This window comes from Streptomyces sp. SID12501 (assembly GCF_010550245.1).
In the GTDB taxonomy this organism is placed as follows: domain Bacteria; phylum Actinomycetota; class Actinomycetes; order Streptomycetales; family Streptomycetaceae; genus Streptomyces.
Window position 1 is genome coordinate 1 of record NZ_JAAGLU010000066.1, and the last position, 25,438, is coordinate 25,438.

Annotated in this window: 24 protein-coding genes and 2 pseudogenes; 15 read left to right on the plus strand and 11 right to left on the minus strand. The window is 70.4% G+C overall.

The genetic code is table 11. The annotated features are described in order from the left end of the window. The coding region (locus tag G3I71_RS42690; RefSeq protein WP_203732488.1) for a nuclear transport factor 2 family protein at window positions 1-194 on the plus strand (194 nt) is incomplete at its 5' end. 115 nt (window positions 195-309) lie between these two features. Here G3I71_RS42690 and G3I71_RS42695 read toward each other — a convergent pair. After that, complete coding sequence (locus G3I71_RS42695) at window positions 310-1,599, minus strand: HupE/UreJ family protein (RefSeq protein ID WP_164323873.1); 1,290 nt, start codon at window positions 1,597-1,599, stop codon at window positions 310-312. A gap of 67 nt (window positions 1,600-1,666) precedes the next feature. Further along, window positions 1,667-3,011: pseudogene (locus tag G3I71_RS52845) on the minus strand (DUF3500 domain-containing protein). On the opposite strand from G3I71_RS52845, the gene G3I71_RS42705 reads away from it, so the two are divergent. Continuing rightward, entirely contained in the window at window positions 2,992-3,696 is a 705-nt protein-coding gene (locus G3I71_RS42705; RefSeq protein WP_203732869.1) for a response regulator transcription factor, read from the plus strand. The pseudogene G3I71_RS52845 and the gene G3I71_RS42705 sit on opposite strands and share 20 nt — an antisense overlap. Window positions 3,697-4,056: 360 nt before the next feature. On the opposite strand, the gene G3I71_RS42710 is transcribed toward G3I71_RS42705, so the two are convergent. After that, window positions 4,057-4,371 carry a helix-turn-helix transcriptional regulator gene (locus G3I71_RS42710; protein ID WP_164323875.1) on the minus strand — a complete coding sequence of 105 codons (315 nt, stop codon included), beginning with the start codon at window positions 4,369-4,371 and terminating at the stop codon, window positions 4,057-4,059. Window positions 4,372-4,441: 70 nt separating this feature from the next. After that, on the minus strand, window positions 4,442-4,744 hold the full coding sequence (locus G3I71_RS42715; protein WP_164323877.1) for a hypothetical protein: 303 nt from the start codon (window positions 4,742-4,744) through the stop codon (window positions 4,442-4,444). A gap of 286 nt (window positions 4,745-5,030) precedes the next feature. On the opposite strand from G3I71_RS42715, the gene G3I71_RS42720 reads away from it, so the two are divergent. The 8 genes from G3I71_RS42720 to G3I71_RS42755 all read left to right on the plus strand — a co-directional run bounded on the left by G3I71_RS42720 (window position 5,031) and on the right by G3I71_RS42755 (window position 14,084). Next, window positions 5,031-6,068, plus strand: a complete 1,038-nt coding sequence (locus G3I71_RS42720; RefSeq protein ID WP_164323879.1) for a permease — start codon at window positions 5,031-5,033, stop codon at window positions 6,066-6,068. Beyond that, window positions 6,065-6,817 (plus strand): TIGR03943 family protein, encoded by a 753-nt coding sequence (locus G3I71_RS42725; protein ID WP_164323881.1) that lies wholly within the window; start codon window positions 6,065-6,067, stop codon window positions 6,815-6,817. Before G3I71_RS42720 ends, G3I71_RS42725 begins: the two co-directional genes overlap by 4 nt. A gap of 146 nt (window positions 6,818-6,963) precedes the next feature. Next, the gene (locus G3I71_RS42730; protein ID WP_164323883.1) at window positions 6,964-7,608 is read left to right on the plus strand and encodes a choice-of-anchor M domain-containing protein; all 645 of its coding nucleotides are present in this window, start codon (window positions 6,964-6,966) and stop codon (window positions 7,606-7,608) included. Next, window positions 7,608-9,290 (plus strand): choice-of-anchor M domain-containing protein, encoded by a 1,683-nt coding sequence (locus G3I71_RS42735; RefSeq protein WP_164323885.1) that lies wholly within the window; start codon window positions 7,608-7,610, stop codon window positions 9,288-9,290. Before G3I71_RS42730 ends, G3I71_RS42735 begins: the two co-directional genes overlap by 1 nt. A gap of 106 nt (window positions 9,291-9,396) precedes the next feature. Then, window positions 9,397-10,938: an anchored repeat ABC transporter, substrate-binding protein gene (locus G3I71_RS42740; protein WP_164323887.1), complete on the plus strand. Its 1,542-nt coding sequence runs from the start codon at window positions 9,397-9,399 to the stop codon at window positions 10,936-10,938. Then, the gene (locus G3I71_RS42745; RefSeq protein ID WP_164323889.1) at window positions 10,938-12,467 is read left to right on the plus strand and encodes a TIGR03773 family transporter-associated surface protein; all 1,530 of its coding nucleotides are present in this window, start codon (window positions 10,938-10,940) and stop codon (window positions 12,465-12,467) included. The genes G3I71_RS42740 and G3I71_RS42745 overlap by 1 nt, the downstream gene beginning before the upstream one ends. Then, on the plus strand, window positions 12,460-13,215 hold the full coding sequence (locus G3I71_RS42750; protein WP_343243257.1) for an anchored repeat-type ABC transporter ATP-binding subunit: 756 nt from the start codon (window positions 12,460-12,462) through the stop codon (window positions 13,213-13,215). The genes G3I71_RS42745 and G3I71_RS42750 overlap by 8 nt, the downstream gene beginning before the upstream one ends. Continuing rightward, window positions 13,212-14,084: an anchored repeat-type ABC transporter permease subunit gene (locus tag G3I71_RS42755; protein ID WP_164323891.1), complete on the plus strand. Its 873-nt coding sequence runs from the start codon at window positions 13,212-13,214 to the stop codon at window positions 14,082-14,084. The genes G3I71_RS42750 and G3I71_RS42755 overlap by 4 nt, the downstream gene beginning before the upstream one ends. Before the next feature lie 135 nt (window positions 14,085-14,219). On the opposite strand, the gene G3I71_RS42760 is transcribed toward G3I71_RS42755, so the two are convergent. After that, complete coding sequence (locus tag G3I71_RS42760) at window positions 14,220-14,609, minus strand: metalloregulator ArsR/SmtB family transcription factor (RefSeq protein ID WP_164323893.1); 390 nt, start codon at window positions 14,607-14,609, stop codon at window positions 14,220-14,222. A gap of 95 nt (window positions 14,610-14,704) precedes the next feature. Here G3I71_RS42760 and G3I71_RS42765 point away from each other — a divergent pair, with 95 nt between their 5' ends. The 4 genes and pseudogenes from G3I71_RS42765 (at window position 14,705) to G3I71_RS42775 (ending at window position 18,198) form a co-directional block, all read left to right on the plus strand. Further along, the gene (locus G3I71_RS42765) at window positions 14,705-16,720 is read left to right on the plus strand and encodes a heavy metal translocating P-type ATPase (protein WP_343243258.1); all 2,016 of its coding nucleotides are present in this window, start codon (window positions 14,705-14,707) and stop codon (window positions 16,718-16,720) included. Continuing rightward, the gene (locus G3I71_RS42770; RefSeq protein ID WP_164323895.1) at window positions 16,717-17,124 is read left to right on the plus strand and encodes a (2Fe-2S) ferredoxin domain-containing protein; all 408 of its coding nucleotides are present in this window, start codon (window positions 16,717-16,719) and stop codon (window positions 17,122-17,124) included. The genes G3I71_RS42765 and G3I71_RS42770 overlap by 4 nt, the downstream gene beginning before the upstream one ends. An 85-nt stretch (window positions 17,125-17,209) precedes the next feature. After that, a pseudogene (locus tag G3I71_RS51860) lies at window positions 17,210-17,391 on the plus strand (DDE-type integrase/transposase/recombinase); the annotation flags it as partial. A gap of 552 nt (window positions 17,392-17,943) precedes the next feature. Continuing rightward, entirely contained in the window at window positions 17,944-18,198 is a 255-nt protein-coding gene (locus G3I71_RS42775) for an acetyl-CoA synthetase (protein WP_343243259.1), read from the plus strand. Window positions 18,199-18,258: 60 nt separating this feature from the next. Here G3I71_RS42775 and G3I71_RS42780 read toward each other — a convergent pair whose 3' ends face one another. Together G3I71_RS42780 and G3I71_RS52460 are read right to left on the minus strand one after the other, a co-directional pair. Beyond that, window positions 18,259-20,943, minus strand: coding sequence for a glycosyl hydrolase (locus G3I71_RS42780; RefSeq protein ID WP_164323897.1), 2,685 nt, complete (start codon window positions 20,941-20,943; stop codon window positions 18,259-18,261). Window positions 20,944-21,108: 165 nt separating this feature from the next. Further along, a complete protein-coding gene (locus tag G3I71_RS52460; RefSeq protein ID WP_275409390.1) occupies window positions 21,109-21,237 on the minus strand; it encodes a hypothetical protein in 129 nt (42 codons plus the stop codon). A gap of 359 nt (window positions 21,238-21,596) precedes the next feature. Here G3I71_RS52460 and G3I71_RS42785 point away from each other — a divergent pair, with 359 nt between their 5' ends. Then, window positions 21,597-22,388, plus strand: coding sequence for a hypothetical protein (locus G3I71_RS42785; RefSeq protein ID WP_164323899.1), 792 nt, complete (start codon window positions 21,597-21,599; stop codon window positions 22,386-22,388). A gap of 49 nt (window positions 22,389-22,437) precedes the next feature. Here the strand turns inward: G3I71_RS42785 and G3I71_RS42790 are convergent, their stop codons facing one another. From G3I71_RS42790 to G3I71_RS42805, 4 genes are all read right to left on the minus strand, one after another. Beyond that, window positions 22,438-23,817 (minus strand): HAMP domain-containing sensor histidine kinase, encoded by a 1,380-nt coding sequence (locus tag G3I71_RS42790; RefSeq protein WP_164323901.1) that lies wholly within the window; start codon window positions 23,815-23,817, stop codon window positions 22,438-22,440. Further along, the gene (locus G3I71_RS42795) at window positions 23,814-24,476 is read right to left on the minus strand and encodes a response regulator transcription factor (RefSeq protein WP_164323903.1); all 663 of its coding nucleotides are present in this window, start codon (window positions 24,474-24,476) and stop codon (window positions 23,814-23,816) included. The genes G3I71_RS42790 and G3I71_RS42795 overlap by 4 nt, the downstream gene beginning before the upstream one ends. After that, complete coding sequence (locus tag G3I71_RS42800) at window positions 24,430-25,173, minus strand: phosphatase PAP2 family protein (RefSeq protein ID WP_164323905.1); 744 nt, start codon at window positions 25,171-25,173, stop codon at window positions 24,430-24,432. Before G3I71_RS42800 ends, G3I71_RS42795 begins: the two co-directional genes overlap by 47 nt. Beyond that, window positions 25,170-25,438: phosphatase PAP2 family protein (locus tag G3I71_RS42805; RefSeq protein ID WP_164323907.1), on the minus strand; the 269-nt coding region annotated here is incomplete at its 5' end. The genes G3I71_RS42800 and G3I71_RS42805, both read right to left, overlap by 4 nt.

Consider the following 25,438-nt stretch of genomic DNA (forward strand, 5'->3'; position numbering starts at 1 on the left):
CCGCTCATGACGACACGTATGTCGTGGACGGGGAGAACGTCGTGGTCCTGGCCCGTTACACGGCGGCCAACAAGGCCACCGGCAAGGCGATCGACGTCCGTGTCGCCCACCACTTCGTCGTACGCGGTGGCCTCATCGTCCGCTTCGAACAGTTCGTCGACACCGCCCTCATCCGCGACGCCATGACCCACTGACCTGGTCGTCAGCGCGACGGCTCATGGACGTGGACGTGGACGTGGACGTGGACGTGGACGTGGACGTGGATACGGACGCGGACGCGGATGCAGATGTTGGTTGTGGATGTGCCGGTCAGTGCTGCTGCTGCGCCGGCCGGTGCGTCCGCGTTCCGGCTCCGTGGGCGGCTGCCGCCAGGCAGGCGACCGTCGTCGCGACCCACAGGGGATGACCCACCAGCCAGGTCTGGACACCCTCGAAGGGGTCGTTGGAGGTGAGGGTCGCGCGTTCGAGCATCCAGGACGACGAGAAGAGCAGGCCGACGACCGCCACGGTGATGCGGAAGGCCGGGTAGAAGCGGGTGCGGGCCAGGACGAGCAGGGACGGCATCAGCAGGGCCACGACCAGGAGCTGGGTCAGTTCGATGCCCAGGTTGAAGCCGAGCAGGGTGGTCACCAGGGAGCCCCGATCCAGGCCGAGGTCGCTGATCAGGGAGGCGAAGGCCAGGCCGTGGATCAGTCCGAAGCCGGATGCGATCAGGACCTCGCCGTGTGCCACCAGAGGGCGGATCGCGTGGATCGCCGACACCGCGATCGAGAGCGCGATCAGCGTCTCCACCGGCCGCGTCGGGAGGTCGATCACTCCCGTCGCCGCCAGGACAAGGGTGAGCGAATGGCCCACCGCGAACGCCGACACCACATGCACGACCCGCATGACCGCCCGCCGCCGTGACGCCGCCGGGTGCCAGCTGCCGCCGGCCGCCACCAGGGGCGCCGGGATCAGCAGCATGAGCAGGAACAGCAGATGGTCGGCGCCTTCGCCGATGTGCTCGATGCCGAGGGCGGCCGTCGCGGCGAAGCCCCGTAGCCAGGAACCCTCGTCCGCCGGGACCGTGAGGGTCTTCGTCGCGTGGTCGAAGACGCCCAGGGTCTCGGCGTCGTCCGTCTTCAGGATGCCCCGGTCGAAGTCGTACCCGACGGTGACGATGACCTTGTGGGTGAGCAGCTCCTCGACGATGACGTCGTAGCGCAGATCGAAGGCGGTGACCTCGCCGTCGGGCGGACGGATCTCCAGGGGGTAGACGAGGTGGGGCGACGCGTCGATCGACCTGACCGTTCCCGTGCCGAGTTCCACCGTCCAGGACCTGCCGTCCTTGCCGACGGCACTGATGTGCTGGGCCGTGTAGCTCTTCAGGAACGCCCGGTCGGCGCCCAGGACGCGGGCGCCGGTCAGGTCGCGGGCCACCGCGATGGACAGACGGTCCAGGGGGAGCTGGATCTCTCCGTCCACACTGTCGTCGCCGATGTCCAGGAGAACCGCCGAGGTGGCCATCGGGTGTGCCTCGGCCGTCGGCGCGAGGAGGCCGGTCAGGAAGAAGGCCGCGAGGAGGAGCGCGGGCAGCAGACGGTACGCCGGTTTGCTCATGATCTGTCCTGTGTCCCTACGTTCCCGTGTCCGTTGTCCCGTGTTCCTCCTCGCGGCTTCCGCTCCGTCAGTTCCAGCCGTAGTCGGCGGTCTCGTCCCGGAAGATCGTGTGCTGGTGGATCTCGTCGGTCGAGGCGCCCGGCTGGTTGGAGAACTCGATCCAGTCGGAGGGCCCGTCGAGGCGTACGTAGGTCTGGTCGTTGTCGAGGGTCGTGCCACCGCTCCAACCGATGTACGTCTTGCTGTACTCGGAGACGTACTTCGCGAGGAGTCGCTTGGCGGCCGCCTCGTCGAGGTCGTCCACCCACGCCTTCAGCATCGCGGTGACCTTGGCCTGCTGCTTCTTGGTGAGGGAGCTGACGAGCACGCCCTCGGGACTCGTCGGGAAGGGGCCGTCGTTGCCCGGACCCAGGAACAGGTCGTCGACTGCCGTCGATCTCGGCGGAGGTCAGCTCGGTCGCTGTCAGGGACTGGATCGCGCCGATGGTGGCGGTCCGCTTGTCCTCCATGGGGGCGTAGAACATCTCCTCCCAGTTGAACTCCATCGGCTCGACGGCGGTCAGGGTCGGGGAGATGGACACGTTCTGGCCGGCGTAGGTGAGGTTGTACGCGGCGTGGTGGCCGCCGTACTGGAGTGTGAACTGGCCGGTCTTGCTGGGCTGCCCGAAGAAGGAGATGTAGTACCACTCCGAGCCGAAGTTGGCGCCTCCGCCCCCGCCGCCGCCCGGGGGACGGGTGCCGCCTCCGGTGGGACCACCGCTCGGAGTGCCGGTCGGGGTCGTGCTCGGCGTCGTGCTGGGGGTGGCCGACGGGGTGCTGGTCCCGTCGTCGGCCGTCAGCGAGGCGAGGTAGTCGTCGGCCTTGCGGATCTCGACGAGTTCCTCGTACCCCTGCTTGCTGAGCGCGGCCTCCATGACCTTCAGGGCCGCGGCCTCCTGCGCGTCGGTGAGGTCACCCAGCTTGAGGCCGTTGCGCTCCACGACGGGGGTCGGGAAGTTGGACCAGCCGGTCTTCTTGGCCGCGTCGTCGAAGTCGTACAGGACGGTGTCCTGCTGCTCGGCGGAGAGCGTCGCCAGGAAGGCGTTGGCGGCGGCCACGACCTTGGCCGTGTTCGCGCCTCCCACGCCCTTGACCTTCTTCGCGACCTGGGCCGCGTTCAGGGCCGCCGGCGCGGCCGAGGACGTGGTGTTCGCGGCGGAACAACCGGTGACGCCCAGGCTGACGCATATGGCCAGAGCTGTCATGGTGCGGCGCATGGAGACTCTTGTGGAGGGGGTGATCAGGAAATCCCATGGTGTGCGGCCGTCCTTGGACCCCGGCGGGAGCTGTTCGGGAATTGGATGAGAACCGAAGGCGATGTCCGCAGGCGACCCGTGGGCCATCATGAAGCGCATGACCAACCGTGTCCTCATAGCCGACGACGATCGCGCGATCCGTGAATCCCTGGAACGCGCCCTGGAGTTGGAGGGGTACGAGGTCGTCACCGCCGTCGACGGAGTGGAGGCGCTGACCCAGGCCCGCCGGGGTTCCTTCCACGCGCTCGTCGTGGACGTGATGATGCCCCACGTCGACGGCGCCGGGGTGTGCCGGGTGCTGCGCGCCGACGGTGACCGCACCCCGGTGCTGATGCTCACCGCACGGGCCGGGACGCCGGACCGTATCGCCGGCCTGGACGCGGGCGCCGACGACTATCTGACCAAGCCCTTCGCGGTGCCCGAACTACTGGCCAGGCTGAGGGCGTTGCTGCGCCGGGCCGCGCTGACACCCGACGACGACGAGGAAGCCGACGCGTCCGGCACCGAACTGCGGATGGCCTCACTGCGGATCGACCCCTCCGGGCGGCGGGCCTGGTGGGGCGGGGCCGAACTGCGGTTGTCCAAGACCGAGTTCGACCTGCTGGAGCTGCTCGTGCGCAACGAGGGCATCGTGCTCGGCCACGCGACCGTCTATCGGGAGATATGGGGCGAGGACTTCGCCGTTGACGGCAAGAACCTCGCCGGATACGTCGGCTATCTGCGGCGCAAACTGGGTGACGCCGGTGCGCCCGACCTCATCCACACCGTGCGGGGCGTGGGTTATGCGGTCCGGCGACCATGAGCACACGGTCAGGCCTGGTCGCGCGTCTGCGAGCACGGCGACGGTCGCAGCCGCTGCCACGGTCACAGCTGGTGCGCAGGACCGTGTCGAGCAGCATCGGCAGGCCGTCGAAGCGGGCGAAGTATAGTCGATCGCCGCGACGAGGTCCTCGGCGACGGGGTCGCGCAGGACCACCTCGTTCTCGCGGCTCTCCACCGCCCGGCCGTACAGCGGGATCGGCCGGATTCCTGGACCGTGCGCAGGCGTACGTCGCGCTCGGTCATGACCGCCTCCACAGTCCTCCGCGGGTGCGACGACGCTATATGAAGAATGGGATCCATTAACGGGAGTCCGGCACCGTCCTGCTGTGACGGCGCCGGACTACTCCTGTGCGTGCCGGATGGCGTCCAGCACGATGTGGGCGATGTGTTCGTCGGTGAGGTGGTACTGGATCTCGCGGGCCTGGCGGCGGGTCGTCACGATGCGGGAGTTGCGAAGGACCCGTAGATGCTGCGAGACCAGCGGCTGGCTCACCCCGAGAGCGGCGACCAGTTCGTGGACGTACTTTCCACCCTCGGACAGCTCACGCACGATGCCGAGACGGACGGGGGAGGCCAGCGCCTTCAGCAGGTCGCTGGCGGCCTCCAGAGCGCGTAGCGGCTCGTCCGCCGGGGCTGTCGGGGGAGGCGGTGTCATCGTCACATGCACACATTAGCAAGTGACAATGATTTCCGGTCCGGCTCGAGCCGCCGGACGCGGATCCGGGTCAGTGGTCGTCCCAGTGGCCGTCGTGCGCGGCGTGACGGTGGCCGTCGTGCACGTAGTCCACGTGGTCCTCGTGCGGCACCGCCACATGGCCGCAGCCCTCGACGTGCTGGTGGTCGTGGCCCTCGTGGGTGGCGTGGTCGGCGCTCACGCACTCGTCGACGTGGCCCTCGTGGGCCGCGTGGAGGTGGCCGTCGTGCGCGTAGTCGGTGTGGTCGCCGTGCGGGATGGCGACGTGGCCGCAGCCCTCGCCGTGGGTGTGCGTGTGGTTGTCGTGCGTGCGGTGCTCGGTGGCGGTGGTCATGTGGTGCTCCTCGTGGTGCTCTCGGGTGCCTGCGGCTCGTGCTCCGCAGGCAGTGCGTGGCTACATTAACATATGGCAATTCATGCATGTGTGGCTCGAAGTCCACCTGCTGGGGGCACGGTTCGCTTCCATGAGCAGGGCCGATGGCCGGGTGGATCGTCAGCCGGGGTCCCGCATGCCGAGCCGCAGGTGTTCCATGTGGTGGGCCGCCTGGTCGCCGTCGCGGGGATGTGCGGATCCCGGCATCCGCTAGGTTCACTCCGAACGCCTGACATGTGGAGCTTGTATGCAGAAGACGGATGGCCGGGCCGGGGAAGCGGTGGCGGTCGCCGAGCCCCCTGTGGTGACCGAGGACACCTCCTTATCCGGCTGGCTCCGGTTCTGGGGGCTGCAGTTGGCGGCAGCGGCCGTTCTTCCCGGTGCGGCGGTCGTCGTCATCGGCTGGTGGGGAGAGGAACCAGCTGTACAAGCCTGGCGGACCGTCTGTCTCGCCGTCACCGTGCAGGCGCTGCCGTTCCTGCTGCTCGGAACGGCTCTGTCCGGGGCGATCAACGCCTTTGTGCCGACGCGGGTGTTCCGCCGGATGCTGCCGAAGCGGCCCGTGTTCGCCGTCCCGGTCGCGGGGATCGCCGGGGTCGTCCTGCCTGGCTGCGAGTGCGCGTCGGTGCCGGTGGCGAACAGCCTGATCGGCCGTGGTGTCCCACCGGCCGCGGCCTTCACGTTCCTGCTGTCGGCTCCTGCCGTCAACCCGGTCGTGCTGACCGCCACGGCCGTCGCCTTTCCCGGCAGTCCGGCCATGGTGCTGGCCCGGTTGCTGGCCTCGCTCGCCACCGCCGCGGTGATGGGCTGGCTGTGGCTCTGGCTCGGTCGTGAGGAGTGGCTGCGGCCGGTCGTGCGGTTCACCGGGCACCGGACGGGGCAGAGCCGCTGGACGGAGTTCCGACGCGGCTTCCAGCATGACTTCCTGCACGCGGGCGGGTTCCTGGTCCTGGGGGCCATGGCGGCGGCCACCTTCAACGTGGCGGTCCCGCAGTCCGTGCTCGACACCTTCTCCGGCTCGCCCTGGCTGTCGGTGCTGTTCCTGGCCGCGCTGGCCATCCTGCTCGCGGTGTGTTCCGAGGCCGACGCGTTCCTCGCGGCCTCGCTCACCGGCTTCTCGCCCCTCGCGCGGCTGACGTTCATGGTGGTCGGCCCGATGGTCGACCTGAAGCTGATAGCCCTTCAGGCGGGCACGTTCGGCCGGGCCTTCGCGGTCCGTTTCTCCGCCGCGACCACGGTCGTCGCGGTCCTGTGCAGTGTGCTGATCGGGGGAGTAGTGCTGTGAAAAGGCCATTTCAGGTACTCCTGCTCCTCCTCAGTGGCCTCGGCCTGCTGTACGCCACGCTCTTCACCGACCTGTCTCTCAGGTACGTCAAGGAGGGCATGCGCCCGATGCTGATCGCCTCGGGGGCGCTGCTGCTTCTGCTGGGAGCGGCAGAGGCGTGGTCGTCCTGGCGGCGAGGTGGGGGCGATGAGCACGAGGAGCCTCATGGGTATGAGGGCCACGACAGCCACGACCACTCCGGTGTGCCCCGTGTCGCCTGGCTGCTGTTCCTGCCGGCACTGAGTCTGCTCTTCTACGCCCCGCCGGCCCTTGGCGCGTACACCGCGTCCCGCGCGGCTCCCAGGGCCGTCACGGAACAGGAGCACTTCGATGCCCTGCCCGAGACGTCGCCGGTCCCGATGACTCTCACCGACTTCACCCGCCGCGTACAGCAGGACCGCACGCGGGTCATCAAGGGGCGGAGTGTCCGGATGGTTGGTTTCGTCACGCCCGACCAGCAGGGCGACGGCTGGTCCCTGACCCGGCTCGTCCTCAACTGCTGCGCGGCGGACGCCCAGTCCGTGATCGTACGGATCCACGGGACCCCGGCCCTGCCCGCCAACACCTGGGTGTCCGTCACGGGGACCTGGCACCCCGGCGGGAGGCTGGGTACGGAGTCGGCCCCCGTCGCGCTCGACGGCCGTACTGTCAAGCAGGTCGCCCGGCCTGTGAACGGGTACAAGGATGCCCTTCCGCTCACCCCCTCCTGACGGCTCTCGGTCATCCGGTCGGGCCGAACCGTTCCCGAGCGCGGCCGGCCAAGGCGTCACAGCAATCCCATTGCCTCCTCTTTTGAAAATGATTATCATCTTGACTGTGTCCAAGGGGGCATGAACATGACCCATGGGGGTTTCTTTTGCGTACCCGCAGACGCCTGCTGACCGTTTCAGGCATCGCCGCCGCCGCGCTCGCCACGGCCGGTCTCAACACCGCCGCCTTCGCCGCCACCACCCTGAGCAGCGGCCACGTCGACGCCCTCGACGCCGAGTGGGACGGCGCCGACCTGCACCTCCACGTCCACGACGAGGAGACCGACACCGAGTACGAGCCGGCCGACGTCACCCTGTCGGTGCCGGCGGCGGCGAAGGCCGCCAACCCGGGCTACGGCTTCCTCGGTACGGGCAGTCAGATCTGGCTGCTCCCCGACACCGAGGCGGAGGCCGCCGCGGCCGGAGTGCTCTTCCCGGGCATCTCCACCGAGCACCTCACCACCGGGGTCTTCGCCAACGACACCGTCACCTACACCCTCGTCAGCGCCACCCGCGACGGCGCCGCCACCGAGGACTTCAGCATCTACGCGGGCAGTGGCAGTCGCTGGTTCGACAGCAACACCGCGATCACGACCTTCAAGTCCCGGACGTTCGGCGTCGCCACCCACAACCATGCCAACTGGGCCTTCGAGGAGGCCGGCACCTACCAGCTCACCTTCCGCGTCCAGGGCACGGTCGCCGGCGTGACGGAGTCCGCCACCGAGGCGTACACCGTCGTCGTCACCTCGTGATGCGGGCCCTGACGCGCGGCAGACGCGCCTTCACCAGTGCGGCGCTCCTCGTGGCGACCGCGGTGCTCCTGGGCGCGGCAGGGCTTGCCGCCGCCGGCGGCAGCGGGCCTGCCCGCGGCGCCGGCGGTGCCGTCGTCCTCGACGAGGGCGAGTTCGATCTCACGCCCCGAGTGGTCGACGGAAAGCTGGAGTTGCAGATCGACGACCGCGGCAGCGGCACCACGGTCGTGCGTGAGCCCTCCGACGTGGTGTTGCACGCGGTGCAGTCGTCCCTGCAGTCCACTCTGGACCCGGTGGCCGTCGCGCTCGGCACGACCAACATGGACACCTGGCAGCTCAATGGCTGGGAGGCGGAGAACATCTTCGCGCCCGAGCCGGGCTGGAACGGCACCCAGGCGGGAGGCGCTACCGAAGTCACGCTGTCCGGATACGAAGGGCCCGGGGACTTTGGCATGGCCGCCTACACCCGCGAGATGGACAGCATGGACGCCCCGGCGATCCCGTACCTCGGCAGCGTCGCCTCCGTCCAGCGCACCTTCACCCTGCCGAGCGACGAGCAACGGCTGCTTCCCGTCTGGCAGTTCACCAAGGAGGGCGTCTACCGGCTCACCTTCACGGTGACCGGCGGCTCTTCCACCGACACCGAGACGCTGGCCGTGGTGGTCGGTGACGACGTCGACCCGAACGACGTACTGCCCGGCGACGGCTCCACGCCGACGCTCTCGACGCCCCCGACGTCCTCCACTCCGACGGGTGCTCCGCCCTCGACGAGCGTGACACCCACCGCACCGGCCGCACACGTCATCGACAACGGTCACCTCGATCTGGCCGCGCGCCCGGTGGACGGCTCGCTGCAGTTCCAGATCAAGGAGGGCACGGCACAGGACTACGACTGGCGCGAGCCCGAGACGGTCGTCCTGCACGTGAAGCCCGCGGCCCGGCGGAAGATCACCGAGGGGTACGAGTTCCTAGGGCCCGTGGGTGACCCCGTGTGGTGGCTGCCCATCCAGCAGGTCGACGGTCTCGTCTGGCCAGGCTGGAGCACCGACCAGTTCAAGAGCTCCGAGATCGACGGCCGTGTCGCCTTCCGGCTCGACGCCGTCCAAGGCCCGGGAGCGGTGAGCATCTTCACGGAGGGCTCGGTCGGCTCGGTGATCATGCACGCCCACAGCGGGGACGGGCTGCCGGACAGCTTCGACCTGTCCGTGCCGACCCACCGCCACACCGTGTGGACGTTCGCGCAGGAGGGCGTCTACCGCACCACCTTCACCGTCAGCGCCACCCTCGCCGACGGCAGGAAGGTCAGCGACACGGAGACCATCGCCTGGGTGGTCGGGGACGACGTGGACCCGTCGACCGTGCAGCCGGGCAGGGGGGACGAGCCGACCGCGACCCCGACGGCCACCCCCTCGCAGTCGGCCTCCGCGACGCCGACCGCGAGCCCGTCCCCGGCCCCGTCGCCATCCGTTTCCGACTCGGTGAGCCCCTCGGCGACGGACTCGGGCTCCGCCTCCACCGGAACGAGCGGAGGCTCGTCGACCGGCGGCAGCGGAACCCCGACGACCGGCGGGCTCGCCTCCACCGGTGCGCACGTCGGTGCGATCGCGGGCATCGCCATGGGCGCCCTGCTGGTGGGTGGCGGCGCGGTGTTCCTCGTACGCCGTCGCCGTACCGCCACCTGAAAGCTCCGCGTACGGCGGACCGGCGCCTGGCAGCGACCCGGTCCGCCGCACGCGGCATTCGTCGGCTCCCACAGTTTCCGATCGTGTCGAGAGAAGGAGGAGCCCCATGCGGGGCCACCCCACACGCACCACCACTACCACCATCGCCGCGCTGGTCGCGGCGAGCGCCGCTCTGCTCTCCGGGTGCGGTGGGCCTCAAAGCGGTTCGTCCGACGCCGAGTTGACGGTGTCGACGACCACCGCGATCATCGCCGACCTCGTCGAGCGGGTCGGCGGCGACCGCGTCGACGTCACCTCGATCGTGCCGCACCACGGCGACCCGCACTCCTACGAGCCCAGCCCCGGCGACGCGGTCAAGGTCGCCAAGGCCGACGTCGTGTTCAGCAACGGGCTGCTGCTCGAAGAGCCCGGGATCATGAAGATGGTCCACACCAACGCCCGCAAGTCCGCACCGAAGATCGAGATCGCCGAGAAGCTGGAGCAGTACGGCGGCACGGTCATCAAGCTGGAGGAGGACCTCGGGCTCGACGTGCTGTGGCTCGGCTGGGCCGTCGAGGGCGAGGTCGCAGGAGACGGCTCCCAAGTCCGTACGACCGCCACGAAGCTGGAAGGGCCCGGCGAGCTGCGCGTGTATCTCACCGACACGCTCGGCAGGCCCAAGGTGTACGTCGACTCTGCCGACGGCCTCGACGACGCCGACTCCTTCGCCCTGCCGCCCGAGGCGCACACCCACGTCAACTGGGCGTTCAGCGAGCCCGGAACGTACCGGCTGACCGTCGCGGGGCAGACCGAGACCCTGGACGGGAAGACCGAGAAGATCGGCAGCGGCACCTTCACCTTCACCGTCGGCGACGACGCCGAGGTACCCAAGGGGACGAGAGTGCTCGACGGCGGGCACGCCGACGTGGCGCTCAACGCCGAGACCGGGAAGGTCTACGTCCGCGCCGACGACGCCAAGAGCGGCGAGCCGGCCCGCCTCGCCGCCGACGAGGTGGTGCTGAACGTTCCCGACCGGGCCAGGGAGACCGTGCCGAAGGAGAAGCCGTACGCCTTCCTCGGCACGGCGGGCGACGAGCTGTGGGTACTGCCGCAGGCCGTGATCGGCAAGCACGTCCACGGCGACCTGGACCCGCATGCCTGGGAGGACGTCGCCAACGCCGAGGCGTATGTGCGGCGGATCGAGGCCGAGCTGATCAAGGCCGATCCGGACGGCAGGGCGACGTACGAGAAGAACGCCGCCGCCTATCTGAAGACGCTCGGCGCCCTCGACGAGGAGGTCGCCAGGAAGCTCGCCGCCGTGCCGGAGAAGAACCGCAAGCTGATCACCACCCACGACGCCTTCGGATATCTCGCGAAGGCGTACGGCATGGAGGTCGCGGGCTTCGTCGTGCCCGTGCCGAACCAGGAGCCGAGCGCGGCCGAGGTCGAGAAACTCGGCAACACCATCCGGGACAAGCAGGTCCCCTCCGTGTTCCTGGAACCGAACCTCGCAGCGCGGGCCGACGTGCTGCGCCGGGTCGCCGAGGACGAGGGGGTCGGCATCTGCACGATCTACGGCGACTCGTTCGACGACCAGGTCGACGACTACGTATCGATGATGCGGCACAACGCGACGGAGCTCGCCAAGTGCCTGGGGGAGGACGCCTGATGAGGGGCATGCGGAGAGTTCAGCGGGTCGCTGTGGCGGTGGTCCTCGCGGCCACCCTGACAGGGGGCGGGGCCGCCGTCGCGGACGACGGTACGGCAGCGGGCCCCGGCCTCGGCCGGATCGCCTACGCGGACGGCATTCTGACCCTGGATCCGGCGGACCGGGCCCATGTGATCGAGGTCGGTGACGCGCGCGTCGTCGATGCCTCGGCACCCGGGTGGGACACCACCGGCGTACCCGAGGGCGCGGTGGACGGGGACACCCTGCGGTGGTCGCTGACCGGGCTCGACGGCCCCGGTGACCTGAAGGTGTACTCGGCAGGGAAGGAAGAGGCCGACGTCGGAGCCCAGGAGGCGCCGCTGTTCGACAGCGCCGACGACCTGCCCGACGAACACCAGCTGCCGGCGGGCCACCAGGGCGACACACGCTGGGAGTTCAGCGAGAACGGCACGTACCAGGTCATCTTCACCGCCGAGGCCACGGCCGCGGACGGGCGGGAACTCTCCGTCGGGACCGTGTACACGGTGGTGGTCGGAGACACGGCGGGCGGGAAGGACACGGCCGGCAACGAGCCAGCTGCCGAGGAGACTCCCGTCGCGGGAACATCCGAAAAGGCTCCGACCCCGGCGGCGGACGGCAAGGCCGTGACGGAGTCGGCCCGGACCGGGCCGCGCACCGCCCTGGCCGCCACCACGGCCTCCCTCGACGCCGTGTCCGACAGGAAGGTCCTCGACGAGGGACACATCGACTTCGCCGCCCGCGTCGTCGACGACAAGCTGCGGATCCACCTCAAGGACGGCACGGTCTCCGGGAAGACCACCTGGCGCGAGCCCTCCTCCGTGGTCCTTCACGTCAAGCCCGCCGCCAGGAACACCCTTCCGGACAGCGACGAGTTCTCGTTCCTCGGCAAGGGCGGCGACCCGGTGTGGCTGCTCGACCAGGTGCAGCAGGAGGGGCTGCTGTGGCCCGGCTGGTCGACGGACAACATCGAGGCCGGGGCGGCCGAGGGGGGCGTGGAGTTCTCCCTCACCGAGGTCGAAGGTCCGGGTACCTACGCGCTCTACACCTATGACGCGATGTCGGGCGCGAACATCCTGTTCAACAGCAAGGACGGAGTGCCGGACTCCTTCGACGTGCCCGCCAACACGCACGCACACGGCGGGTGGGCGTTCACCGAGGAAGGCACGTACCGGCTGACCTTCAAGATGAGCGGGACGCTCGCGAACGGCACGAAGAGCTCCGACACGGAGACGGTGACGTTCGTGGTCGGCGACACCGACCCGGGCACGGTGGCTCCGGGCGACAACGACTCCGGCGCCTCGACAGCCCCCGGTTCCTCGGCCACGGCCGGCTCCACGTCCGACTCCGGTTCCACGGGCGGTTCTTCGACGCAGGACTCCGCCGACGGCTCGATGGCCTCCACCGGCGCGGGTCAGGCCGTACTCCTGGGCGCTGCCGCCGCCGCGCTCACTGTGGTGGGCGCCGTGTCCTTCCTGGCCGCCCGGCGCAGGAGGACCGTACGTGGCTGACGGCTTGGCCGATAAGGCGCACCCGCTGCTGCGGGTCACGGGCGCAACCGTCGTCCTCGGCGGCAGGACTGCCCTGGAGGGGGCCGACCTGTCCGTCGACGCGGGTGAGCTGGTCGGCCTCATCGGGCCCAACGGCGCCGGTAAGACGACCCTCCTGCGCGCTGTCCTCGGCCTGGTTCCGCTGGCCGGAGGCGAGGTGGCCGTCGAGGGCAGGAGCGGTCGGCCGGCCGGGCGAAGCATCGGCTACGTGCCCCAACGGCACGAGTTCGCCTGGGACTTCCCCATCGACGTCGCGGGCGCGGTCCTCACCGGCCGCACCCGGCAGCTGGGCTGGCTACGCCGCCCGGGCGCGGTGGACCGCGCGACGGTGGACGAGACGCTGGAGCTGACCGGGCTCACCCAGCTCCGCCGACGCCCGATCGGTGAGCTGTCCGGCGGCCAGCGGCAGCGGGTCCTGGTGGCCCGAGCCTTGGCCGCCGGCCCGCGCATCCTGCTCCTCGACGAGCCGTTCACCGGAGTCGACGTACCCACCCAGGAGCTGCTGAACGAACTGTTCGGCCGGCTGGCGGCGGAAGGCAGGGCGCTCCTGATGACCACCCACGACCTCGCTGCCGCCGCCCGCACCTGCCACCGGGTGGCGCTGATCAACCGTACGGTCGTCGCCGAGGGCGGCCCCGAGCTCCTCGCCGACCCCGACCAGATGCTGCGGGCCTTCGGCCTCGACCACGCGATCGGAGCCGAAGCATGATCGAGTTCTTCACCGACCCCTGGCAACTCCCCTTCATGCAAAGGGCGTTCGCCGTCGCCGCGATCATCGGCCTGGTCTGCGGCGTCGTCGGCGTGTACGTCGTGCTGCGCGGCATGGCGTTCATCGGCGACGCGGTCGCCCACTCGGCCTTCCCGGGCGTCGCCCTCGCCTACGCCTTCGAGGGCAACCTCCTGCTCGGCGGAGCCACGGCCGGCATCATCACGGCCGTACTGATCGCCTTCGTCTCCCAGAACCGGCGGCTGAAGGAGGACACCGTCATCGGCGTCTTCTTCGCCTTCGCCTTCGGTCTGGGCATCGTCCTGGTCTCCACCAGGGACAGCTGGACGACAGACCTGTCGTCCTTCCTGTTCGGCCAGGTGCTGGCGGTGAGCGCGTCGGATGTGTGGACCGTGGCCGCCATCGGCGCCGTACTCGTCCTCGTCGTGCTGGCGATCGGCAAGGAACTGGTCGCCGTCAGCCTCGACCGCGAGACGGCGCGCGCGGCGGGTCTGCCGGTGTTCCGCCTCGACCTGACCCTGTACGTCCTCGTCACCACGACGATCGTGATGTCCCTGGAGGCGGTCGGCAACATCCTTGTCCTCGCCCTGCTCATCACCCCCGCCGCCACCGCCCGCATGCTCACCGAACGGCTGTGGGCCATGACCCTCCTGGCCTCGCTCATCGGCTGCGCGGGCAGCATCGCGGGTCTGTACGTCTCGTACACCTACGACCTCGCCGCGGGCGGCTCGGTGGTCGTGGTCCTCACCGGCCTGTTCGTTCTCACCTGGTGCCTGGCTCCCCGCCACGGGCTCCTCGCGAAGGTGCTCCAGCGCCCGGACGGGGCCACTCCGGCGCGGCGCGTCGCCTAACGGGTCGCCACGAGCACGTAACTGTTGCCGTACCGCCACCCTGCGCGCCTATGGATCCGGTTTCGAGCCGTAGCGACGGGGCGGGAAGCGGGACGGTGACGCCTCTGGTGCCCGCGAGAGGTGGAACGTGCCCGCCTACTGCCGGACCGCGGCCGGTGCCGCTTCGGCGGCAAGGGTGTCGCGCAGGCCGAGTCGCAGGTGTTCGACGTGGAAGAGAGCCTGTTCCAGGAGCTCGGCGACGTGGTTGTCGTAGAGGGCGTAGACGATGGAACGGCCCCGGCGTTCTCCGGTGACGAGCCCGAGGTTGCGCAGCAGGCGGAGCTGGTGGGAGCAGGCGGAGGCTTCCATTCCGACGGCCTCGGCGAGGTCGCCGACCGCGCAGGGGCCTTCCTGGAGGCGGGCCAGGATGTACAGCCGAGAAGGGGTGGCCAGGGCCTGGAGGGTGGCGGCGACGTCGGTGGCTCCCGCCGCGTCCAGGCGCTCGCGGGGCGTTGCGTGGTTCTCGTCGGCGGCTCCGTGACCCATGACGCCCATCCTACCCATCACACATGAAGACCTGTTCAGATGTTCATGTACGGTGGGATGTGTCGCCGTCTTCCGCCCTGAAGGGTTGCTTCGTCGTGCCTTCCGACCTGATCACACGGCCCGAACGGGCAGCTCCGGCCGCCTCTCCCGAAGCGCCGAAGCGCCGTACGAGGGTGCGCCGTACGCGCGTGTTCGCCCTGGCCGAGGCGCGCTGGGCCATTGCGGCGCTGATGCTGTTCCTGATCGCGCTGCCGCTCCAGCTGGCCGGCGCGCCCGCCTGGTCGTGGGGCCCTGTCTACGCCGCGGCCTACGTCACCGGCGGGTGGGAGCCGGCCTGGGCGGGGCTGACGGCGCTGCGGGACAAGACGCTGGATGTGGACCTGCTGATGATCGTGGCCGCGGTCGGCGCGGCCTCGATCGGGCAGGTGATGGACGGCGCTCTGCTGATCGTCATCTTCGCCACCTCCGGCGCCCTGGAAGCCCTGGCCACCGCCCGCACCCAGGACGCGGTCCGCGGCCTGCTCGACCTCGCCCCGGCCACCGCCACCCGCCTGGCCGACGACGGCGGCGAGTCGACGGTCCCGACCGAGGACCTGGTGGTCGGCGACACCGTCCTGGTGCGCCCCGGAGAGCGGGTCGGCGCGGACGGCCGCGTCCTGGGCGGGGCGAGCGAGGTGGACCAGGCCACCATCACCGGGGAGCCGCTGCCGGTTGCGAAGGAGGCCGGTGACGAGGTCTTCGCCGGCACTCTCAACGGTGCTGGTGCCCTGTGGGTCGAGGTGGAGCGGGACGCCGCGGACTCGGTGATCGCCCGGATCGTGGCCATGGTCGAGGAGGCTTCCGGGACCAAGGCACCCACCCAGTTGTTCATCGAGAAGGTCGAGCAGCGCTACAGCCTGGGCATGGTCTTCGCGACCCTGGCCGTTTTTCTGGTCCCCCTCGCGTTCGGCGGGGATCCGACCGCCTCGCTGCTGCGGGCGATGACCTTCATGATCGTGGCCTCGCCGTGCGCGGTGGTCCTGGCGACGATGCCGCCACTGCTGTCGGCGATCGCCAACGCCGGACGTCACGGCGTCCTGGTGAAGTCCGCCGTGGTCATGGAGCGTCTCGGGCAGGTCGACGCGGTCGCCCTGGACAAGACGGGCACCCTGACCGAGGGCACCCCTCGCGTCACCGACATCCGCCCCCTGCCCGGCTCCGGCCTGACAAAGGACGCCCTGCTGGCGCTGGCGGCTGCCGCCGAGCACCCCAGCGAACACCCCCTGGCCCGCGCGATCACCGACGCCGCCCGTGCCCGCCACCTGGCCGTCGCGGACGTACGGGACTTCACCTCCGCCCCCGGTATCGGCGTCACCGCCACCGTCGACGGACACACGGTCGCCGTCGGAGCCCCCGCCCGCCTCCTCGACGCCAACGACGACACCAACCGCACCCTCTGGGCCCGCGCCGCCGAGACCGCGGCGGACCTGGAGGACGGCGGCCACACCACCGTCCTCGTCCTGCGCGACAGCATCCCGGTCGGGGTGCTGGGCATCGCCGACCGGCTGCGTCCCGACGCCGCCACCACGGTCGCTTCCCTGACCGCGCTGACCGGCAGTACCCCGATACTGGTCACCGGCGACAACCCCCGCGCCGCCACCCGCCTCGCCGCCGAGGTCGGCATCACCGCGGACGACGTCCACGCCGGCCTCCTGCCGCAGGACAAGGTCGAGGCGGTACGCCGCCTGGAGGCCCACGGACGCAAGGTGCTGGTCATCGGCGACGGTGTCAACGACGCCCCGGCACTGGCCGCCGCCCACACCGGCATCGCCATGGGCCGCGCCGGCTCCGACCTCGCCCTGGAAACCGCCGACGCCGTCATCGTCCGCGACGAACTCGCCACCCTCCCCAAGCTCATCGCCCTCTCGCGAGCGGCCCGCCGCCTGGTGGTGCAGAACCTGGTCATCGCCGGAGTGTTCATCTCCGGCCTGGTCATCTGGGACCTTGCCGGTCATCTCCCGCTGCCCCTCGGCGTACTGGGCCACGAGGGATCAACCGTCATCGTCGGCCTCAACGGCCTGCGCCTGCTGCGCGACGCCGCCTGGAACCGCACCACCCAGGACCCGCGATGAGCCGCCACAGCAAGAAGGCCACCCCCGAAACGGGGACGCCCCGGCCTACCGTCACCGTCTGCCGCGGCTGCTGCTGCGGCACGCCTGCCAAGGTTCCACGGTTGGACCACGAAGCCCAGCTCACCGACCTGCGCACCCAACTGGCCGGAGTCGCGATGGTGCGGCGTACCGACTGTCTGGACGCGTGCGAGCGCGCCAACGTCATCGTCATCCAGCCCTCCGCCGAAGGCCGCAGAGCCGGCGGACGCCCGGTCTGGCTCGGGCAGGTCAACGACCCCGAAGCCGCTGCCGACATCACCACCTGGGTCAGGAACGGCGGCCCCGGCCTCGCCGAGGCACCCGACATCCTCGACCTCTACACGTTCAGCCCGTCCCGACGCGTCCGCCACGAACTCGAAGACTGACCAGCCCCGGCTCGGACGCAGCCGGGGCACCCCACTTCAGCCGATCGGGCCGACGCGTCAAATCGCACCTCCGGTCGTCTACGTCGCCTTCGTCGTGGACACCTTCTCCCGCCGCATCGTCGGCTGGTTCGCGGCAACCACCAAACACGCCGAACTCGTCCCGGCCGCCCTGGAGATGGCGCTCTGGCAACGCGACAGGACGGGCACTCCGCCGCGACGCGGGGAACTGGTCCATCACTCGGATGTGAGTCCGGGCAATACGCATCATTCACGCTCTCTGAACATCTGGACCGCGACGGCATCGCGGCATCCATCGGATCGGTCGGCGACGCGTATGACAAGCTCCAGCCCCTTCGGCTCGGGTCGGCTCGGGCATACGGTGAGACCCTCCGCTTCTCCTCGGGCGACGGGAACCGAACTGCGGACGAGGGCGTCGCAGTGACGTTCGGTGGCGTAAAGGGAGTGGTCATGATGATGGAGGACCGCAGACGGGGTCGAGGATCCTGGACCTTGCTCGTGGCCGCCCTGGTGGCTGTCTCCTGTCTTCTGACCGCCTGCGGAGGCAATGGCGACGATTCGGAGGCGGACTCGGCGCCGCCCCGTCCTTCTGCCGGTCCACCCACCGACACCCCCTCGGTGACAAGGTCGGCAACGTCCCCGTCCCCGTCCCCGCCGACGCCGACGCCGCCGTCGGCACGAGCCTCGGCCCCTCACGGGACAGCCTCCACGCCTCCAGGGTGCCTCGCGGGCTCCACCACCGTCTCCCACCGTCCGGGAGACGCCTCTGCTCACGACCTGTGTGTTCGGCCCGGGACGGTGGTGTCTCTCGTCCTCCGGCCGCGGAACGACGACAAGCGGTGGACGGGTGTTCTGAGTTCAGCGCCGGTCTTCGTCCTGGCGTCCGGATGGGAGGTGGCGGCGGACGGCACGGCCCGCGCCTCGCTGCGCTGCGCGGGTACCCGGGGCGGTACCGCCAGGATCACCGCGCTCGCGAAGGCACCGGATGTGGCGGGCGCGGCGCGCGTCGCGTTCACGTTGGACGTGAGTGTGGTGCCGTACACGTCGCAGGGGTGACCCCGAGAAAATCCCGGGATCACCCCATCCGAATCTGAATCCGAATCCGATGTCGCTGCGTCAGTGGCAGTCGCGCACGTTGATCGTGTAGATGCCGCGGCCGTGGGTGGCCGCGTACAGCGTCCTGCCGTCGGGGCTCAGTTTCAGCTGGAGGACGGCGACGGCCGGGAGGTTCCCGACGCGCTGCCAGGTCGTACGGCCCGGCGCGCGGTAGACGACGCCGAGGTCGGTGGCGACGGCGAGGCCGCCGTTCGGTGTGACGACCGCGGAGTTGGTCGGTACGTCGGGGAGGTTCTTCGAGACGTCCTTCCAGGAAGCGCCGCCGTCGGTGGACTCGAAGACATGGCCGATCCCGGCGCCGGGGCCTTCGGTCCAGTGCCGGGAGAAGCCGTTGACGGCGAGGTAGACGTGGTCGGCGTTCTTGGGGTCGACGGCGAAGCCGCTGAGGTAGCGGTTGGGTACGGTGCCGTCCGTGCCGGTGGCGGGGAGGGGGATGTCGTGCCAGCCGGTGCCTCCCCCAGACTCCGTCCGGGAGGTGCCCCCAGCGTTGCCGACGGAGATGCCGCGGGTGAAGCCCTGGTTGTTGCAGGGGCCGCACCAGGCCGCGTAGACCTTGCCGCCCGAGGCTGCGACGGCGGTGGCGGTGCGGCCGGCGCCGAGGTCGTACACGCTGGTCCACTCGTCGCCGCTGCGGATGGCGTAGCCGTGGGTCTGGACCCAGATGTGGCGGCCACCGGCGATCCAGGTCGAGCTGTTCTTCGCGTCGGCCGTGATCGGGGCGATGAAGCGGGCCTCACCGGTGGCGTTGTCGGCGGGGGCGACGTTGTACGACGTGATCTTGCTGGGGTCGGTGACCCAGCTGCCGTCGTTGACGGCGCAGTTCTGGGTCACCTGGATCGCGAGGTAGACGTACTCCTCGGCGATGTTGCAGCCGTTGGCCGGGTCGGTGAGGGTGTCGCCGCCGTCGCCGCCGAAGTTGGATCCCATCACGCGGTCGTTGCTGCGCAGGATGGACTGGCCGTTGTCCTGCAGGCCGCCGGTGACCGAGACGCCGCCGTAGGTCAGGTCCTTGCCGACGCCCACGGAGTAGTACTGGAGGGTGTCGATGGTGCCGTCGTTGAGCGAGGTCCAGTCGGTGGCGTGCCCGGAGGCGTCCTGCCGGCCGTGGAGCGGGCGCTTGTAGACGCCGCCGTCGTTGCCGACGTAGACGAAGCTCCTGCCGTGGTAGCTGCCGATCGCGACGCCGTGCTGGTCGGGGTGGGTGGTCTGGTTGCAGTCACCCGTCTGCTTGGTGGGGTCGATGCTCCAGCAGGGGAAGCCGAAGTTCCAGTACGGGCCGACGGCCGACCAGGTGGCGCCGCCGTCCTTGGTCTCGTGGACCTCCTCCAGGCCCGCGTACACGTGCTGCGGGTCGTTCGGGTCGACGGTCAGGAACTGGTTGTACCAGGACTGGACGCCGGGCATGTAGCCGCTGGAGGTCAGGGCAGAGCCGTCGGCGGCCAGCTGCTGGTAGTCGGCGACCTTCGTCCAGGGACCGAACGGCGAGCCGGCGCTGTAGATGCCCGCCAGCCCGCTGTCGGGGTTGGCGGCCATCTGCGCGGGCGACTCGTCGATGGCGTAGTAGCGCGAGCCGTCGGCGGAGCGGGCGAAGGTGACCGTGCCGACGTTGTCGGCGTCGGTCGGCAGGTCGCCGAAGCCGCTGGTGATCCGCGTCCAGGTGCCGTCCGCACCCTTGGTGTAGAAGCCGTTGTAGTCGTCACCGCTGCGCCAGCCGACCGCGAGGACCACCTTGGCGGGGTTCTTCGGGTCGATGGCGATGTCGTTGGTGATGTTCTTGTACGCGGCCGAGGCGTCGCTCGCCTTCGAACCCCCGGGCAGGTAGTCGGGGTTGGGCGCGAACTCCAGCTTCCAGGATCCGCTCAGCTTCTTCGTGGAGTGGCTCCACACCCCCTCGCTGGTCGCCGCCCACACCTTGCCTCCGCCGAAGCGCAGCTGGCGGATGGTGGTGGACTCGAGCTCGTCGCCGCCGACCCGGCTGCGCGTGGAGAACGTGCCGTGGTGCGGGTCGGACAGGACGTAGACGCCGCTGCCGAGGTAGGCGTCGGCGTTGGTGGTCGCCTCGCCCGTTCCCAGCCACAGCCGGCCGCCGCCGTCCAGGGCGAGGGCGCCGGTGGACTGCGCGGGCAGCCTGTCGCTGATCGGCTGCCAGTGACCTCCGCCGGTGCGGGAGCGCCACACTCCGCCGCCCGCGCTGCCCGCGTACACGTACCCGTCGTCGTCGGCGGCCATCGCGGCCATCCGGCCGGTGACATTGCCCGAGCCGCCGCTGGAGTTGGAGTCGTAGTCGCGGTAGCGCGCATCATCGGAGTTGTACGGCAGGTCGGTGATGTTGCGCCAACTGCCGCCGGTGGTCGCCAGATTGGTCAGACTCGTCCAGGCGGCGCCGTACGCGCCCGGTGCGACGATGCCGGGTGAGGTGCGGGCCTCGGCGTACTGGTCCGCGCCCTCGGCTATCTCGTCGGCCTCGTTGCCGTCATCACCGCCGCCATCGTCCTCCGCCTTGGCCTTGGGGGTGATGGCGCCCACCGACTGGGCGCGTTCGGTGGCGAGTTGGGCGAGTGCGCGGGCGCCGAAGGGGCTACTGTTCCCGCCGGGCGCGGCGCCGGCGGGTATCGCGACGAGTGCGGCGGATGCGGTGATGGCACAGATCGTGAGCCATCGTCTCTTACGGGTGGGTGCTGACACCAGGTCCTCCGAAGAACGGGTAACGGGAGGTCGTACAGCCGTCGCACAGAACCCGACCACCGGCGGCAGGAGGCGTCCGCCACTTGGACAGCCTTTGACTAGAACCTGTCACTCCCTATGGCCGGAAGCCGACCGGTTCATCGCGCCTTCATCGGGGATGCCGGTTCAGAGGGCTGCGGTCCGCGAGCGGGCAGCGGCCGGCAGCACACCGGCGAGGGCCAACGCGATGCCGTCGGAGATCAGCAGCGGGAGGTGGCCGTCGACGCCCCGGGCGAGCCCGGCCCTGACGCTCATACCGATGCGATGTCCGGTGAATCCCTGGTGGTGTGGTGTGGTGTGGGTTGGCGAAGGGCGTGGAGGACGTGAACCGGTAGGCGACGCCGATGTACGTGGCCACGGCCACGCACTGAAGGATCACCCATCCCTCGGAACATTCGGGCGGTCGGCTGTTGCGTTCCTGCTTCTCTGCTGTTGTGGCAACGTCGGGAGATCGCCGGTATCACCGGCTGCGCGCCGCTGACCAGCTCATCGGCCCCTGTGTTCAGGTTGTGTTCAGGCTCGGGCGGGCCTTGGGAAACTCGGGTACCGGAAGCGCAAAAGCTCTGGCAAAGGGGGCTGGGGCAACCGTCGGGCGCCGTGCCATCGTGCCTGCCATGACGACAGATCACCTCACTGACGACCGGCCTCCGCGCCACGCACGACAGGTGGCGAGCAAGGTGCCGGAGGTGACCGTCTACTTCTGGATGATCAAGGTGCTGACGACCGGTATGGGGGAGACGGCCTCCGACTGGCTGGCCCGTCTGTTCGGCCCGATCCCTGCGGTCGGCCTCGGTGGCATGGCCCTGGTCGTCGCCCTGGTGGTCCAGTTCGCCGCCCGCCGGTATGTGGCCTGGATCTACTGGACGGCGATCGTCATGGTCAGCGTGTTCGGCACGATGGCCGCCGATGTCCTGCATGTCGGTCTCGGCGTGCCGTACACATTGTCGACCCCCTTCTTCATGGCCGCGCTGGCTGCCGTCTTCGCCCTCTGGTACCGCAGCGAGGCCACCCTGTCGATCCACAGCATCGACACCCGGCGCCGTGAGAGCTTCTACTGGGCCGCCGTGCTGGCCACGTTCGCGCTGGGGACCGCCGCGGGCGACCTCACCGCGACGATCGGCTTCGGTTATCTGGGTTCCGCCGTTCTGTACGCCGCCGCGATCGCCGTTCCGGCTGTCGCTCACCGCTGGGGCGGCCTGAACGCGGTCGTCGCTTTCTGGGCGGCGTACGTCATCACCCGGCCGCTCGGTGCGTCCGTCGCCGACTGGATGGCCGTCGGCCACAGCCGGGGCGGGTTGGGTCTGGGTCTGGGGCCGGTGACGCTGTCCTGGACGGTGGCGATCCTCGGCTTCGTCGGCTATCTGGCCGCCTCTCGCAAGGACATCCGGCACGAAGTCATGCCGTGACTGGTCCTGGCGGGCCGTGATACGCCGGTGCCGGCGCGTGGGGCTGCTGTCAGCCGGCGGGCAGGCTGACGACGAATCGTGCCCCGGGCGTGTGCCCGGGGTCGTATGTCACCTCGCCGCCGACGCTGCGGGCCAGGCGTCGCGCCAGCGGCAGCCCGAGGCCCGCTCCGTGGTGTCCGTCGCCGGGATCGGCCCGTCGGCCGGGTTCGAAGAGCCGTGAGGTGAACGGGGGCGGTACGCCGGGGCCGTCGTCGGTGACGTGGATGCGTACGCCGTCGGGTGTGCGGTAGGCGTGGACGGTGACGCCGGTGCGGGCGTAGCGGCAGGCGTTGGTGAGGAGTGGGCTGACGATGCGTTCGAGGAGGGCGGTCGGGACGCCGGCCTGTAGGCGTGGGCCGGCGGTGGTGAGCGTCAAGTGGCCTGGTACGTCCAGGAGTTCGGTGAGGTGACGCAGTGTTGGCAGGACTTCGGCGGTGCCCGGTGCGGTGAGGGTGGTGCCCCGGGCGTCGTCCAGGAGGGTGTCGCAGATGGTGCGCATGGACTCGGCGGCGTCCGCGATGACCTGGTGGGTGGCGCGGGTTTGGTCGTCCGTGCGGGGGCGGGTGTGCCACCAGTCGAGTTCGGCGGTGATCCGGCTCAGGGGTGTCCGTAGTTCGTGCGAGAGTTCCCCGGTGAGCTGTCGTTCGTGGCGCAGGAGGGTGCGGATGCGGTCCAGCATGGCGTCCAGTGACGTGCCGAGGCGGGCGAGTTCGGCCGGGTGCCGCATGCTGCCGAAGCGTTCCTCGGAGGCGACGGCGCTCCACTGGATGGCCTGGTCGGTCATCGTGCGGACGGGGCGCAGCGCACGGCCGACCGCCAGCCGGGTCAGGGCGTAGGTGCAGGCGAGCATCACGGTGTCCAGGGTGAGTGATCCCAGCAGGAGGGTGTCGGCCGAACTGCGGTAGGGGGAGAGGTCGAGCGCGGTGACCACCGTGGCCTCGCTGCTGTCGCCGGGCACCGGCTGGGAGCACAGCCGCAGGGGGCCGTGGACGGCGGCGGTGACGCACCGTCGTCCGCCGCGTCCGGCGAGTGCGTCGGCGACGCGGGTCAGGGGGCCGGCGTTCGGTGGCTCTTCCAGCAGTCGGCGGCCGGCGTAGATCCACACGTTGGTGTCGAGGAGGTCGTCGTGGGAGGTCTCCAGGACGCGTACGCTGGTGCCGCTGGTGTCGATGGTCGTCGCGACGGCGGCGGCGCGGGTGCGCAGTTCGTCGTCCGCCTGGTGCTGGAGGCGGCGCTGGGCCACGGCGTTGAAGGCGACGGTGAGGACCAGCATCAGCAGTGCGGCCGTGGTGAGGGCCACGAGGGAGAGCCGGCCGCGCAGGGTGCGGGGCGCCAGACGGTGGAGGACGGCGGTCACGGTGGGCCGCGGCCGGTGGCGGACGCCGCTCATGACAGGCGGTGGCCGATCCCGCGGGCGGTGGCGATCGTCCTGTCGCTGCCCGCCTCGCGCAGTTTGCGGCGCAGCCGGGTCAGATACTGGTCGAGGGTGTTGTCGTGGACCTGGGCGCCCTCGTGCCAGCCTGCCCGGACCAGCTCGCGGCGGCGTACGACACCGCCGGAGGCCGCCATGAGCGCGGCGAGGAGGCGGAACTCGGTCGGGGTCAGATCGACCCGGGTGTCTCGGACGGTGAACACGTGTTGGACGGCGTCCAGTGCCAGGTCTCCCGCTGTGGAGGTGGGTGGCGGGGCGGTCCGTTTGAGGGCTGCCCGCAGGCGGGCGGCGAGTTCGGTGAGGTGGAAGGGCTTGGGCAGGTAGTCGTCGCCTCCGGCGGAGAACCCGGACAGCCGGTCGGCCAGCCGGTGATGGGCGGTCAGGAAGATGATGGGGGAGAGGAATCCGTTCGCGCGCATGGCCTGGCACACGTCCCGCCCGTCGGCGTCGGGCAGCCCGATGTCGAGGACAGCGGCGGAGATGCCGGCGCTGGCCAGCCGCAGGGCGGTGGCGCCGTCCGGCGCGGGCACGGTGTCGAAGTCCTCGTCGCGCAGCCCGCGCATCAGCACATCACGCAGGGCGTGATCGTCCTCGACGACCAGGATCGTCCGACGCATGGTCATGGTTCTCCCTCTGTTCTCGTGCCCTGTCCGCGTCCTTCGTGCCGGGGGCCCAGCGCTCGGGCAGCCAGCAGGCCACGGCGCACAGACACGCACCCAGCCAGCCGAGGGCGAACAGCCAGCCGCCGACCACGTCGGTGAACCAGTGCACTCCCAGGTAGACGCGGGTCAGCCCGACCAGCGCGCCCCAGCCGCCGATGACCAGGGTGAACGGTGTCCTGCCACGCGGGTCGCGCACGTGGACGGCGATGATCAGCAGTCCCGCGGTGAGGGCCGCCGTGGTGGTGTGACCGGACGGGAACGCCCATCCCGAGGCATGCGTCTTCCAGTCCGTCAGGGGTGGCCGCGGCCGGGCGACGAGCGCCATCACCGCGTACCGCAGCCCCTGGCCCGCCCCCAGACAGCCCAGGCAGAGGGCCACGGCGAGCGCCCGCTGCCGGAGGGTGCGTCCCGCGATGACTCCGGCCAGCGCGGCCAGCGCGAAGGGGACGGCACCCGTCCCGGTGGCGGTCAGCCCGCGGGCGAACGCCAGGGCCACGTCCGGGCGGTGGGCGGCGGACCACTGGAGGAGGTCGCTGTCCGCGAACAGCGGTATGCCGTCGTGGCCCACCACGACCATGGTCAGGACACCGAACGCTGTCCACGCGCCGAGGCCGCAACTGCCGGCCAGTTCCGCGACGTCGGCGCGCTTCATGACACCACCACCAGCAGCGGACGCAGACGGGTGGCTGTGAGCCGCAGAGTCAGGGCATCCGTACGCCGGCGCAGTGCGCGCATGGCGAGCAGCGCGGTGACAGTGCCCACCACGACCCCCGCCACCGCATCGTGGGGATAGTGCGCGCCGACCCAGACCCGCGAGGCCGCCATCGCGGCGGCGGCCACTGCGGCGACCGTGCCGAGCCGGCGGGAGACGAAGAGCAGGGCGACGGCCGCGGCGGCGGCGATGGCCGCGTGGTTGC